At 55.7% G+C, this 13,322-nt stretch carries 12 protein-coding genes; 4 read left to right on the top strand and 8 right to left on the bottom strand.

Going from position 1 to position 13,322, the window contains the following annotated elements:
- Positions 1-15: 15 nt before the first annotated feature.
- From ACWKX3_RS13095 to ACWKX3_RS13065, 7 genes are all read right to left on the bottom strand, one after another.
- The gene (locus ACWKX3_RS13095) at positions 16-705 is read right to left on the bottom strand and encodes a fimbria/pilus chaperone family protein (protein ID WP_102891465.1); all 690 of its coding nucleotides are present in this window, start codon (positions 703-705) and stop codon (positions 16-18) included.
- Positions 706-776: 71 nt separating this feature from the next.
- Positions 777-1,493 carry a DUF1120 domain-containing protein gene (locus tag ACWKX3_RS13090; protein ID WP_454541918.1) on the bottom strand — a complete coding sequence of 239 codons (717 nt, stop codon included), beginning with the start codon at positions 1,491-1,493 and terminating at the stop codon, positions 777-779.
- Positions 1,494-1,731: 238 nt separating this feature from the next.
- Positions 1,732-2,442 (bottom strand): DUF1120 domain-containing protein, encoded by a 711-nt coding sequence (locus ACWKX3_RS13085; RefSeq protein WP_058609633.1) that lies wholly within the window; start codon positions 2,440-2,442, stop codon positions 1,732-1,734.
- Positions 2,443-2,703: 261 nt separating this feature from the next.
- Positions 2,704-3,390, bottom strand: a complete 687-nt coding sequence (locus tag ACWKX3_RS13080; protein WP_454541917.1) for a DUF1120 domain-containing protein — start codon at positions 3,388-3,390, stop codon at positions 2,704-2,706.
- A gap of 388 nt (positions 3,391-3,778) precedes the next feature.
- Positions 3,779-4,465 (bottom strand): DUF1120 domain-containing protein, encoded by a 687-nt coding sequence (locus ACWKX3_RS13075; protein ID WP_006174035.1) that lies wholly within the window; start codon positions 4,463-4,465, stop codon positions 3,779-3,781.
- A 357-nt stretch (positions 4,466-4,822) separates the two neighbouring features.
- On the bottom strand, positions 4,823-5,839 hold the full coding sequence (gene lplA, locus ACWKX3_RS13070) for a lipoate--protein ligase LplA (RefSeq protein ID WP_088208824.1): 1,017 nt from the start codon (positions 5,837-5,839) through the stop codon (positions 4,823-4,825).
- Between the two features lie 39 nt (positions 5,840-5,878).
- On the bottom strand, positions 5,879-6,523 hold the full coding sequence (locus tag ACWKX3_RS13065; protein WP_006174028.1) for a YtjB family periplasmic protein: 645 nt from the start codon (positions 6,521-6,523) through the stop codon (positions 5,879-5,881).
- Positions 6,524-6,640: 117 nt separating this feature from the next.
- Here ACWKX3_RS13065 and serB point away from each other — a divergent pair, with 117 nt between their 5' ends.
- From serB to ACWKX3_RS13045, 4 genes are all read left to right on the top strand, one after another.
- Complete coding sequence (serB, locus tag ACWKX3_RS13060) at positions 6,641-7,609, top strand: phosphoserine phosphatase (protein ID WP_088208825.1); 969 nt, start codon at positions 6,641-6,643, stop codon at positions 7,607-7,609.
- A gap of 75 nt (positions 7,610-7,684) precedes the next feature.
- Positions 7,685-9,070, top strand: coding sequence for a DNA repair protein RadA (gene radA / locus ACWKX3_RS13055; protein ID WP_023310326.1), 1,386 nt, complete (start codon positions 7,685-7,687; stop codon positions 9,068-9,070).
- A gap of 35 nt (positions 9,071-9,105) precedes the next feature.
- Positions 9,106-10,338, top strand: coding sequence for a multifunctional transcriptional regulator/nicotinamide-nucleotide adenylyltransferase/ribosylnicotinamide kinase NadR (gene nadR / locus ACWKX3_RS13050; protein ID WP_006174022.1), 1,233 nt, complete (start codon positions 9,106-9,108; stop codon positions 10,336-10,338).
- Positions 10,339-10,573: 235 nt separating this feature from the next.
- Entirely contained in the window at positions 10,574-11,473 is a 900-nt protein-coding gene (locus ACWKX3_RS13045; RefSeq protein ID WP_058609638.1) for a LysR family transcriptional regulator, read from the top strand.
- Positions 11,474-11,564: 91 nt separating this feature from the next.
- Here the strand turns inward: ACWKX3_RS13045 and ettA are convergent, their stop codons facing one another.
- Positions 11,565-13,232 carry an energy-dependent translational throttle protein EttA gene (ettA, locus tag ACWKX3_RS13040; protein WP_454541916.1) on the bottom strand — a complete coding sequence of 556 codons (1,668 nt, stop codon included), beginning with the start codon at positions 13,230-13,232 and terminating at the stop codon, positions 11,565-11,567.
- Positions 13,233-13,322 lie beyond the last annotated feature (90 nt).

Here is a 13,322-nt window from a genome sequence, read left to right as displayed (position 1 = left end):
GACGGTCTCCACCCTTTAGCGCGTTACAGGGGCGGTATAGCTTTCGACTTCAATACCGTAGCGGCTGGCAGGCTCGATCTGCACTGCGTTATCGCTACCGTTCAGCGGCGCGTTGGTCTCCACCTTCATGGTTTCGCCCGGCAAAATAAAGGTCTTATTCAGCGTGCCGGCAGTGTTAGACGGCAGCAGCGTCACGGCCGTGGAGAAACGCACCACGTAAGGCGAGCTGTTCTGCACCTGAAGCACGTTCGACTTAACGGACCAGGTCAGCAGTTTCCAGGCGTCGGTGACAACCGGGAGATTTTTAGGGTGGATCAAGACCGGCAGATCCTGGCGCAGGTTGATCCCGACGGTGATGTTCTTGTCGCTGCTTTTCGGCGGAATACCTTCAAATACCACGCGTTTGTAGTGTTCGACGGTAAGCGGTTTATCGGATTCGAGGATAAAACGCACCTGCTGTTCCTGGCCTGGTTCAAGGCGGACAACGGGCTGGGTGACGTTAAGCTTCACCCCGTCATTGCCTTCAATGTCCCGGATGGAGGTGTAGAGCAGCGTGGGGATTTTGTCGGTGTTTTTGACGTTCATCACGCCGCCGTGGTTGGCTTCGTCAATCATCAGGAGCGTGGTTTCTGGCACCATGCCGGCAGCAAACAGGGTGGACGGCAAAGCGAGTAATAACGGCGCGTATTTCAGGAGTGTGTACATGGTGTTTCGGCTTCGTGAGAGGGAGACAAAACACTCCCCATCAGCATGGGGAGTGTTAACCGCGTTAAGGCTTACAGATAAACCAGGGTGATGGTGGACTGGCCGTCCAGCTCGGTTTTATCGGTCAGGGTCAGGTTTTTGCTTGGCGCAATAGCGAGGGAGATCTTCAGCGGGAAGGTCGCCGTGGTGAACGCCAGCGGCGCACGCTGGCCGGTTTTGGACACGGTCATCACGTCGGTGCCGTCATTCATGATGTAACCGACGTTCCACATGTTCATCCAGCTTCTGCTGCTGATGGTGCCGCCGTTGTACATGGTGCTGGCAATAGGCTGAACGGCTGCGCCGTCCGCGGTGACCGCGCTCAGGTTGGTGGAAACAGCGTAGCCGCCGATGTTCTGGCCAGCGCTGGTTTTACCCACGCCGTTCAGCTGATAGGCGCCGGACGCTCTGGTGCCGTCATTGCCCGCATTGTCGACATAAAACTCGGTGGAGGAGAGTGTTTTGCCCGCGTTGGTGTCAGCGCGGTCATCGTGGAAGGTCCAGCCCACACGGGTGGCAGACTGGCACTTGATGGACAGCGTCACGTCCTTATGGCCCGCCTGGTAAGGCACGGCGGAGGTCAGTGAGTCCAGACCAATTTCACCAAAGTTAGCCAGGCCGCCGTTGCTTAATTCCGGCACGCAGCCTGCGGTGGTCAGCGAGCCCTGAATTTTCAGGGTAGCGGTAGGTTCAGCGCAAACAGCCGTTGCTGCCATGGTTAATACCGTGGCGAGAAGCACTTTTTTCATTGTTTTTCCTTAACCTTAGAAATGTACACATTCAATAAGAATAATTTTGGGTGCTAAATGACTTGCTTATTACATCGCGTTCGTCTAAAAGCTCGCCGATTCTATTAATGATTCGACTCATTCAATACTTAGAATTTCTAACGTCACTATTGAGTAAGCTTCAATATTAATCCGACGTCAGGAAGTGTTATTTGAGGAAATAGCGGCGAGGTAATTCGCCGCTGAATAAGTAAAGCTATTACAGATAAACCAGAGTAATTGTTGTTTCACCGCTGAGCTGTGTTTCTTCGGTGGTGGTCAGGCGATCGGTATTCACAACGGCCAGAGAAACCTTGAACGGGAAGACGACGTTAGTAATGGCCAGCGGCGTGGTTTTACCCGGTGAGGTTGCGGTCATAATTTCCGCGTTACCGTTGGCGATAAGACCTGTCGTCAGGTTACGCCACATGTATTCCCCTTTGCTGTTGGTAAATGCCGGGGCATAGATCGCCTGAGCCGGTACGCCGTTGGCGGTAATATCGTTAACACGGGTCGCAATCGCATACGCACCAATTTTTTCACCCACTGACGTAAAGCCCACGCCGTAGGTGGTGCCCGCGCCCCAGACGTCGTTGCCGTTGTCTGCGCCATCGCGGATATAGAACTGGCTGGAGGTCAGATCGTTCGCGGCGTTTGAATCTTCTTTGTTATCCGCAATACTCCACGCCACGCGGGTCGCAGCCGGGCAGTTGATGGTCAGCGACATGTCTTTCTGGCCCATCTGGTTAACCACGTTAGGTGACAGCTGGTCCAGCGCAATGGTGCCGAAGTCGATTGAGCCACCGTTGCTCAGCTCTGGCGTGCAGGAGGCGTGATTCATTTTGCCCTTCACCTTCATGACAACGGAGGCGTCTGCCAGCGCAGCCGTGGAGGTGGCTGCAATCAAGGCGGCGAGAAGAAGTTTTTTCATTGTTTTTCCTTAACCAAAAAAAGAAGAAGTGTTTTAAATTGTATGAATATTTAACGACTTGCTTAACAAGCGGGAAGATTTTATTAACGGTTACAGTAATATAGATATTTAAGAATTCTAATCTGTTGTTTGAGTATTTTTAATGTCTGTAAATACAATCTTGAATGTATTTACATTGATTGCGTGGTGGAGTGGAAATAAAAAACGGCGATACAGAGATCGCCGGTGAAATTAGAACAGTGATGCTAAGTCTAAAATGACTTACAGGTATTTCAGGGTAATGGTCGCCTGGCCGTCAAGCTGGGTGTCATCGGTAATCGCCAGTCGGGTGGTGTTATCGATAGCTAATGACGTTTTAAGAGGATAGACGGCCTGAGTAAAGGCCATAGGGTTCGGGTTAGTCGCATCATCCGAAATAACAGACATCACCGTATGCTGCTTGCCATTTAAGATAGGAAGCAGTGTTGCATTTTGCCAGGCAGGCTGTTGGTCCGACCACTTAACGGGAATAGCGTGCTCACCATCTGCTGTCACGTTTGCCGCCACAACATAAAGCGCCCAGTTACCAATGGCTACGCCACCTGCTGTCTTGCCCAGACCCATCGCCGTACCGTCGGTTGGATAGCTCCAGTCGCCGAGTACTTTAACGTTAACTTCTGACGACACGGAGTCGATGCGATCGTCCGTGATGCCCCAACCTATTTTGGTTGGCGAGGAGCAGGTGATGGTCAGGGAGGCATCGCGCTCACCCAGCTGGTTGGTCGAGGTAGCGCTCAGTTCACCAAGACGGATCGTGCCATAGTCAACGATCCCGCCATTGCTCAGGGTTGGTGTGCAGGAGGCGTTGGTCAGCTTGCCCTGGACCTTAAGCACCGCGGTGTCAGCTGCGTGCGCAGCGGTAACGGACATTGCCATGGAAATGGCCGTCGCCACGAGAAGCTTTTTCATTGTTGTTCCTTAACGAAGAAGAAAAGTAAAAAGAGTCCTGTAATCAATATGTCCAGCAAAATCATCCCGATTACTGATAATATTTTATTATGGATAATTTATTTAGGTATTTAGATTTTTTTAGGGGCGGGTTAATTTGGTCTTAATGAATTTTATGGGTGAATGCTTTTCGGTTATTATGGGGTGTTTATCGTTGATGTGAGCTTTTTTGATTTGTCAGGATTATTATTGTTGCTACATTCTCCTGAGTAAAATACCAATACTTATAATTTGTCATATCTGTTTATATTTACCCTGAATAAAATGCTGTTGCTTAGTAAAAAGGCAGCCCGGTAATCTGGCTGCCAGCGGGACGGGATTACGTCAGCAAATCGTGATGCGGAAAGACTTACAGGTAGGTCAGGGTAATGGTTGCCTGACCGTCAAGCTGGGTATCATCAGTGATTGCCAGTCGAGAGGTTTTGTCTATGGCTACTGACGTTTTAAGAGGGTAGACGACCTGCGTGAATGCCATAGGATCCGGGGTGGTAGCTTCAGGCAATATAACAGACATCACCGTATGGTTAGCGGCATTTAACACAGGAGCGATTGTTGCATTTTCCCACGGAGACTGTGCATCCGCCTTTTTAACGAGAGTAGCGTGCTCACCATCCGCTGTCACGTTTGCCGCCGCAACGTAAAGCGCCCAGTTACCGATGGCTACGCCACCTGTTGTTTTGCCCAGGCCCATCGCTATTCCTTCGGTCGGATAGATCAAGTCGCCGAGCACTTTAACGTTGACGTTTGGCGACACGGAGTCGGTGCGATCGTCCGTGATGCTCCAGCCTACTTTGGTTGGCGAGGAGCAGGTGATGGTCAGAGAAGAATCGCGCTCACCCAACTGGTTGGTTGCGGTAGCGTTCAGTTCACCAAGACGGATCGTGCCATAGTCAACGATCCCGCCATTGCTCAGGGTTGGGGTGCAGGAAGCGTTAGTCAGCTTGCCCTGGACCTTAAGCACCGCGGTGTCAGCCGCGTGCGCAGCGGTAACGGACATTGCCATTGAAATGGCTGTCGCCACGAGAAGCTTTTTCATTGTTGTTCCTTAACGAAGAAAATTAAAAAAAGTCCTGTAATCAATATGTTCAGCAATATCATCCTGATTACTAATAACATTTTATGATGGATATTTTATTGAGGTATTTAGATTTTTTTAGGGGCGGGTTAATTGAATCTTAATGAATTTTAGGGATGAATGCTTTTCGATTTTTCTGGGATAAATGCCGGTGGTGTAAGATTTACGTATTCGTCAAGGTTATTAATGTCGCCATTTTCTCCTGCATAAAATACCTATGCTTATAATTTGTCATATCTGTTTATATTTATCCTGAATAAAAACACCGTCGTTCAACGGGAAAGCCAGCCCTGAAGCGCGTGCTTCAGGGCGAGAGGATTAACGTACCGCGTGCGCCAGCCAGGCAGACAGCTCGCGAAGCTCGGTCTCCTGCTGCGGAAAGTCCGCAAGCAGGGCATCGCACGCCTGCTGGAGCATATCGGCGCGGTACAGGCAGCCCTGCAATCGCGCTGCCAGCGCTTCCAGCGGGGCCGGATTCAGGCTATCGGTGAAGACCTGGGTACGGGTGATATGCCCCTTTTCCACGTCAAAGTGCAGCTCCACGCCGCCCCACGTAAAGCGCTCGTCCAGCAGGTGCGAAAACGCCGGTGCCTGACCGAAGTTCCACTCCCAGCTGCTCTGGCGGGCAAAGGTTTCGGCGAAGTTCGGCAGGTCGGGCGTTTTGTCCGGTGAAATGACTTCTGCCTCCACGCGCTCGCCGTAATGCGTAAAGAAGGCCTCGCGGATGGCGTCGCAGATCTGTTCATGGGTGATGCCCGGTAGCAGTTCCACGAGGTTCGCCACGCGGCCACGCACGGAGGTAATGCCCTTCGCCTGCAGTTTTTTCTTGTCGGGGTTGAGGTAGTTGGCCAGACGGCTCAGGTCGGCGTTGAGCAGCAGCGTGCCGTGATGGAACCCGCGATCCATCGTTTCACGATAGGCGGATCCGGAGACTTTGCGATCGCCCTCGGGGGTCTTCACCACCAGATCGTTACGGCCGGAGGCTTCCGCCGTCACGCCGAGCGCGTTCAGGGCGTTAAGGACAATGGATGTGGAGATGCTTTTATCATATTCCGGCTTGCCCGCCATAAAGGTGAAGCAGGTGTTGCCGAGATCGTGGAACACCGCACCGCCGCCCGAGCTGCGCCTTGCGAGACGAACGTTATCGTCTTCCATCCGCCGGGTGTTGCACTCTTTCCACGGGTTCTGCGCGCGGCCAATGACCACCGTATCGGCGTTACGCCAGAGAAACAGCACGCGCTGGGTGGCGGGCATCTGGCGGAAGATGCACTCTTCCACCGCGAGATTAAACCAGGGATCGTACGAATCAGAGATGAGCAGGCGAAGCGTCGTCATAGCAGAGTTCCTTTTCCGAATCATCCGCCTACTTTATCACTAATCCTTCTTCTCGCTCTCTTCCTCTTCGGGAATGGACTTGCTGGCGGTCAGCAGGAAAGGCGACTGTTGCCAGCGGGTGCGTTTGCCCTGCAGCAGGGTACGTGCCAGCACAACGCCGATGGCGAGGGAAAGCAGCAGCATCAGGCGCAGAATATTGGTGGTGTTATCCACCTGTTTGGCTTCTGTTGGCAGGGTGTGGGTATCCAGCGTCAGGCGCAAATACCCCAGCGGACCATTCTTCCCTTGAATGGGTTCGACGATCTGCTGGTTGAAATAGCCCCCGGCTTTTTTACCGTCCAGCGCCAGCCTGTCGCGCACGTCGACGTGCTCACCGGCGCGGGCGATCAGGTCGCCTTGTTCGTCATACACACCGGCATCAAGAATGCGGCTGTTCTCCGTCAACTGGCGTAACACCTGGCCTATCCGCTTCTCGTCAGGCGTTTCGGTCCGCATGGCCGGCGCGACGTTCAGCGTGACCTGGCGGGCTAAGGTGCGCGCCAGTTCTTCAAACTGCGGGTTACGTTGCCGCTGGTGATTCTGGCTGAACCACGATGCCCCTTGCATCAGCGCGACTAATAATGCGAGACAGGACAGGACAATCACGGCACGATGAAGCCGGAATTTCAGTTTTGCGCGAGCCATATTCCACCTGCTGAAAATTTACGGCTTAATGTTGCCAGAAGTGATGGTTACAAGGTAGCCTCATGCGTTATTTTCCCTCGGGAACCTTCCGGCGCGAACGAATTTACAGGAGCTTTAATGCCGAATATTACCTGGTGCGACCTGCCGATGGATGTCTCTTTATGGCCAGGATTGCCGCTCTCTTTAAGTGGCGATGAGGTAATGCCTCTCGATTATCACGCCGGTCGTAGCGGCTGGCTGCTGTACGGACGCGGCCTGGATAAGCAACGCCTTACCCAATATCAATCGACCCTGGGCGCAGCGATGGTGATCGTGGCGGCCTGGTGCGTGGAAGATTATCAGGTCATTCGCCTGGCAGGCTCCCTGACACAGCGCGCAACGCGCCTGGCACACGATGCCGGGCTGGACGTCGCCCCGCTGGGCAAAATTCCACATCTGAAAACGCCAGGCCTGCTGGTGATGGATATGGACTCCACGGCGATCCAGATCGAGTGCATCGACGAAATCGCGAAGCTGGCGGGCAGCGGCGAGCTGGTGGCGGAAGTCACCGAGCGGGCGATGCGCGGCGAGCTGGACTTTACCGCCAGCCTGAGACAGCGCGTCGCTACCCTGAAAGGGGCCGATGCGACCATTCTGCGCCAGGTACGCGACGAGCTGCCTTTGATGCCAGGATTAACACAGCTGGTGCTGAAGCTGGAGACGCTGGGCTGGAAAGTGGCTATCGCCTCGGGAGGGTTCACCTTCTTTGCGGATTACCTGCGCGATAAGCTGCGTTTGACCACCGTGGTGGCGAACGAGCTGGAGATCGTCGACGGTAAGCTGACGGGGCAGGTGACGGGCGACATCGTGGATGCGCAGTACAAAGCCAATACGTTAACGCGTCTGGCGGAAAAATATGAAATCCCTGTGGCGCAAACCGTGGCTATTGGCGACGGTGCCAACGACCTGCCAATGATCAAAGCGGCGGGCCTCGGCATTGCCTACCACGCGAAGCCCAAAGTGAATGAAAAGACGGAAGTGACCATCCGTCACGCTGACCTGATGGGGGTGTTCTGCATCCTCTCCGGCAGCATTAATCAGAAATAACGGTCTGCTTTTCCAGGCCGGGTATGCGTCAACGCCACCCGGCAAGCAGACCGCACAGAAATAAAGAGGTAAACCGTGGCGAAAGCTCCTAAACGCGCATTTGTCTGTAATGAATGTGGTGCGGACTATCCGCGCTGGCAGGGGCAGTGCAGCGCCTGTCATGCCTGGAACACCATCACCGAAGTGCGTGGTGTGGCGGCTTCGCCGAGCGTGGCCCGCAACGAACGCCTGAGCGGCTATGCGGGGAATGCCGGTGTCGCGAAAGTGCAAAAGCTTTCGGACATCAGCCTTGAAGAGCTGCCGCGCTTCTCCACCGGATTCAAAGAGTTCGACCGCGTGCTCGGCGGCGGCGTGGTTCCCGGCAGCGCCATCCTCATTGGCGGTAACCCGGGTGCGGGGAAATCAACCCTGCTGCTGCAAACGCTCTGCCGGCTCGCCGAGCAGATGAAAACCCTTTACGTCACGGGGGAAGAGTCCCTGCAGCAGGTCGCGATGCGCGCCCACCGTCTCGGCCTGCCGACCGGTAACCTGAATATGCTCTCGGAAACCAGCATCGAGCAGATCTGCATGATTGCCGAAGAAGAGCAGCCGAAGCTGATGGTCATCGACTCCATCCAGGTGATGCACATGGCCGACATCCAGTCTTCGCCGGGCAGCGTGGCGCAGGTCCGCGAAACGGCGGCCTACCTGACGCGCTTTGCCAAAACGCGCGGCGTGGCGATTGTGATGGTCGGCCACGTCACTAAAGACGGCTCGCTGGCCGGGCCGAAGGTGCTTGAACACTGTATCGACTGCTCCGTGATGCTCGATGGCGATGCGGACTCACGCTTTCGCACCCTGCGCAGCCACAAAAACCGTTTCGGCGCGGTGAACGAGCTGGGCGTGTTTGCCATGACCGAGCAGGGGCTGCGCGAAGTCAGCAACCCCTCCGCCATCTTCCTGAGCCGGGGAGATGAAATCACCTCCGGCAGCTCGGTGATGGTGCTGTGGGAAGGAACGCGTCCGCTGCTCGTCGAAATTCAGGCGCTGGTCGATGTCTCGATGATGGGCAACCCAAGGCGCGTGGCAGTTGGTCTGGAGCAGAACCGCCTGGCGATCCTGCTGGCGGTATTGCACCGTCACGGCGGCCTGCAGATGGCGGACCAGGACGTGTTCGTCAACGTGGTGGGCGGCGTCAAGGTGACGGAAACCAGTGCTGACCTGGCGCTGCTGCTGGCGATGGTCTCAAGCCTGCGCGACAGACCGCTTCCGCAGGATCTGGTGGTGTTTGGCGAAGTGGGGCTGGCTGGTGAAATCCGCCCGGTACCGAGCGGCCAGGAGCGTATCTCCGAGGCGGCGAAACACGGCTTCCGCCGGGCGATTGTTCCGGCGGCCAACGTGCCGAAAAAGATCCCGGAAGGGATGCAGGTCTTTGGCGTGAAAAAACTCGCGGATGCGTTAAACGTCTTTGACGACTTATAATTACGTATTCGATTTTGCAGGAGGCACCGTAATTTATGTCGTCGTTTGACTATATCAAGACCGCCATTCGCCAGAAGGGCTGTACGCTGCAGCAGGTGGCGGATGCCAGCGGCATGACCAAAGGCTATCTGAGCCAACTGCTTAATGCCAAAATCAAAAGCCCCAGCGCGCAAAAGCTCGAAGCGCTGCACCGCTTTCTGGGGCTGGAATTCCCGCGTATGCAAAAGAACATCGGCGTGGTGTTCGGTAAGTTTTATCCGTTGCATACCGGGCATATCTATTTGATCCAGCGCGCCTGTAGCCAGGTTGATGAGCTGCACATCATCATGGGCTACGACGAAACCCGCGACCGTCAGCTGTTTGAAGACAGCGCCATGTCGCAGCAGCCGACGGTATCAGACCGCCTGCGCTGGCTGCTTCAGACGTTTAAATATCAAAAAAACATTCGTATTCATGCCTTTAACGAAGAGGGCATGGAGCCGTACCCGCACGGCTGGGACGTGTGGAGCAACGGTGTAAAGACGTTTATGGACGAGAAGGGGATTACCCCCAACTGGATCTACACCTCTGAAGAGTCCGATGCGCCGCAGTTCCGCCAGCATCTGGGTATCGAGACGGTGCTGATCGACCCTAAGCGCACCTTTATGAACATCAGCGGGGCGCAGATCCGCGAGAACCCGTCCCGCTACTGGGATTACATCCCGACCGAAGTGAAACCCTTCTTTGTGCGTACGGTGGCAATCCTCGGCGGTGAGTCGAGCGGTAAATCGACGCTGGTCAACAAGCTGGCGAACATCTTTAACACTACCAGTGCGTGGGAGTACGGGCGCGACTACGTCTTCTCGCATCTGGGCGGCGATGAGATGGCGCTACAGTATTCCGACTACGATAAAATCGCGCTCGGCCATGCGCAGTACATCGATTTTGCGGTGAAATACGCTAACAAAGTGGCGTTTATCGATACCGATTTTGTTACCACCCAGGCGTTTTGTAAAAAGTACGAAGGGCGCGAGCACCCGTTCGTACAGGCGCTGATTGACGAATACCGTTTCGACCTGGTGATCCTGCTGGAAAACAACACCCCGTGGGTGGCCGACGGGATGCGCAGCCTCGGCAGCTCCGTGGACAGAAAAGAGTTCCAGTCCATGCTGGTGGAGATGCTCAACGAGAATAACGTGGAGTATGTTCACGTTGAAGAGGCGGACTACGACTCGCGTTTCCTGCGCTGCGTGGAGCTGGTAAAGGCGATGATGGGGGAGCAGGGGTAATGCCCTCGCCCCATAAGGGAGAGGGAGCTTAAAATCCCCTCTCCCCGTGGGAGAGGGTTAGGGTGAGGGCACCAGAGTGCTCAAAACGCCACCACCACTTTCCCCCGCATATGCCCCCCACCACTTTCCTGTGCGCCTCGGTGGAATGCGTTGTGTTGAGACCAGCCTATTAAGCCCGCGTCTGCGTGATAAGATGGACAATCAAGAACGAAGCGTTCGAACAGGTTGAACAATCATGTTTAAACAGCTGCAGGATATGGCCCTGTTTGCGCTGGTGGCCGAGATGGGCAGCTTCACCGCGGCGGCGCGCAAAGCCGACCTGCCGAAATCCAGCGTCAGCCAGCGTATCAGCCAGCTTGAACAGCAGGTGGGGATCCGCCTGCTGAACCGTACTACGCGCAGGCTGAGCCTGACCTTCGCGGGCGAGCATTATCTGGTGCACTGCCGCGAGATGCTGGCCGCGAGCGAACGGGCGGAATACGCCATTCAGCGCCTGCGGGATAACCCCAGCGGGCGGCTGCGGATCACCTGTCCCGCCGGGATCGGCGCGACGCTGCTGGCGCACATGAATGCCGAGTTTCAGCTTCGCTATCCCGACGTGTCGCTTGATGTGTCGATTTCCGATGACGTGCTCGACCTGGTCGAGTCCGGCTATGACGTGGCGCTACGCACCGGCAAACCGCAGGACTCCACGCTGATAGGCCGCATGATTGGACACTGTCCGCGCTATATGCTGGCATCTCCTGGCTATCTGGCGCGCCGGGAACCGCTCACGCATCCCAGCCAGCTGGTGGGCCATCGCTGCATTACCCACCGGGCCTGGTCAGAATGGGTGCTGCAACGCGCGAGTGAGGATTACCGCTATCTGCCGGATAACGCCCATATGACGGATAACCTGGTCTACGCCCGCGAGTGCGCGGTCGCCGGGGCCGGGATCACCATGCTCCCCGCATTCCTGCTGGAAGATAAGATTGAGACAGGGGCGCTGGTAAAGGTGCTGCCGGAGTGGAACGTCGAGGGGAACGACCTGTGGCTGGCCTATCCGAGCCGCAAATTGAACTCGCCTGCGCTGATGAGCTATATCGACTTTGCAATGCAGTTTGATGAGGTGAAGCGGTTTTACGTGGGGAATTAAAAAAGCCGGGTGGCGCTGACGCTTACCCGGCTTAGAGTATCGTGCCGTTTGTAGGCCGGGTAAGGCGAAGCCGCCACCCGGCTGTCGGCACTTATTTCGCTATACGCTTGTACTTGATACGCTTCGGCTCCAGCGCGTCTGCGCCCAGCGTGCGTTTCTTGTACTCTTCGTACTCGGTGAAGTTACCTTCGAAGAACTCCACTTTACCCTCGTCCTGGTAATCCAGAATGTGGGTCGCGATACGGTCCAGGAACCAGCGGTCGTGCGAGATAACCATTGCACAGCCCGGGAACTCCAGCAGGGCGTTTTCCAGCGCGCGCAGGGTTTCAATATCCAGGTCGTTGGTTGGTTCATCGAGCAGCAGCACGTTACCGCCCACCTGCAGCAGCTTCGCCAGATGCAGACGACCGCGCTCACCGCCGGACAGCTCGCCCACGCGTTTGCCCTGGTCGGTGCCTTTGAAGTTAAAGCGGCCAACGTAGGCGCGGCTTGGCATCTCGGTGTTGCCGATACGCATGATATCCAGGCCGCCGGAGACTTCTTCCCACACGGTTTTGCTGTTGTCCATGGCGTCACGGAACTGGTCAACGGAGGCCAGCTTCACGGTTTCACCCAGGGTGATGGAGCCGCTGTCAGGCTGTTCCTGACCGGACATCATGCGGAACAGGGTGGATTTACCCGCGCCGTTCGGACCGATGATGCCGACGATCGCGCCTTTCGGTACGGAGAAGCTCAGGTCGTCAATCAACACGCGGTCGCCGTAGGATTTACGCAGGTTGCTGACTTCAACCACTTTATCCCCCAGACGTGCTCCAGGCGGAATAAACAGTTCGTTGGTTTCGTTACGTTTCTGGTATTCGGTATTGTTCAGCTCTTCAAAGCGTGCCAGACGGGCTTTACCCTTAGACTGACGGCCTTTCGCGCCCTGACGAACCCACTCCAGCTCTTTCTCGATAGACTTACGGCGCGCCGCTTCCTGAGACGCTTCCTGCGCCAGACGCTGATCTTTCTGCTCCAGCCAGGAGGAGTAGTTACCTTCCCACGGAATACCTTCACCACGGTCCAGCTCAAGGATCCAGCCCGCAACGTTGTCGAGAAAGTAACGGTCGTGGGTAATCGCCACAACGGTGCCTTCGAAGTCGTGCAGGAAGCGTTCCAGCCACGCTACGGATTCGGCATCCAGGTGGTTAGTCGGTTCGTCGAGCAGCAGCATGTCTGGTTTTTCCAGCAGCAGGCGGCACAGCGCCACGCGGCGGCGTTCACCACCGGAGAGCTTCTCCACTTTTGCATCCCAGTCTGGCAGACGCAGGGCATCGGCCGCACGCTCCAGCTGCACGTTCAGGTTGTGACCGTCGTGCGCCTGAATGATCTCTTCGTACTTGCCCTGCTGAGCAGCCAGCTTGTCGAAGTCCGCATCCGGCTCGGCATATTTGGCATACACTTCATCCAGGCCTTTCAGCGCATTAACCACTTCGGAAACCGCTTCTTCAACGGATTCACGGACGGTGTGTTCCGGGGTGAGCTGAGGTTCCTGCGGCAGATAGCCGATTTTGATGCCAGGCTGCGGACGGGCTTCACCTTCGATGTCTGTATCGATGCCGGCCATGATGCGCAGCAGGGTGGACTTACCGGCACCGTTGAGACCCAGAACACCGATTTTTGCGCCCGGGAAGAAGCTCAGCGAGATATTTTTAAGAATATGACGTTTCGGCGGAACCACTTTGCCGACACGATGCATGGTATAAACGAATTGAGCCACGTTGGACTTCGCCTCTTTTATCGTGATGTGAATAGGTTTCAGCCCCGAAGTGTAGCCTTTTTCACGACCTAATCCCAGCCAGGAACGTCG

The sequence above is a fragment of the Enterobacter sp. UPMP2052 genome (assembly GCF_053709675.1).
Note: the sequence above shows the minus strand (reverse complement) of the source record. Positions and strands in the feature narration are given on the sequence as shown.

Bases quoted from the DNA above. Each gene is read 5' to 3' on its own strand.
- serB (WP_088208825.1), top strand. From the start codon at position 6,641: ATGCCGAATATTACCTGGTGCGACCTGCCGATGGATGTCTCTTTATGG.
- ACWKX3_RS13085 (WP_058609633.1), bottom strand. From the start codon at position 2,442: ATGAAAAAACTTCTTCTCGCCGCCTTGATTGCAGCCACCTCCACGGCT.
- ACWKX3_RS13075 (WP_006174035.1), bottom strand. From the start codon at position 4,465: ATGAAAAAGCTTCTCGTGGCGACAGCCATTTCAATGGCAATGTCCGTT.
- ACWKX3_RS13095 (WP_102891465.1), bottom strand. From the start codon at position 705: ATGTACACACTCCTGAAATACGCGCCGTTATTACTCGCTTTGCCGTCC.
- lplA (WP_088208824.1), bottom strand. From the start codon at position 5,839: ATGACGACGCTTCGCCTGCTCATCTCTGATTCGTACGATCCCTGGTTT.
- nadR (WP_006174022.1), top strand. From the start codon at position 9,106: ATGTCGTCGTTTGACTATATCAAGACCGCCATTCGCCAGAAGGGCTGT.
- ACWKX3_RS13090 (WP_454541918.1), bottom strand. From the start codon at position 1,493: ATGAAAAAAGTGCTTCTCGCCACGGTATTAACCATGGCAGCAACGGCT.
- ACWKX3_RS13065 (WP_006174028.1), bottom strand. From the start codon at position 6,523: ATGGCTCGCGCAAAACTGAAATTCCGGCTTCATCGTGCCGTGATTGTC.
- ACWKX3_RS13045 (WP_058609638.1), top strand. From the start codon at position 10,574: ATGTTTAAACAGCTGCAGGATATGGCCCTGTTTGCGCTGGTGGCCGAG.
- ACWKX3_RS13080 (WP_454541917.1), bottom strand. From the start codon at position 3,390: ATGAAAAAGCTTCTCGTGGCGACGGCCATTTCCATGGCAATGTCCGTT.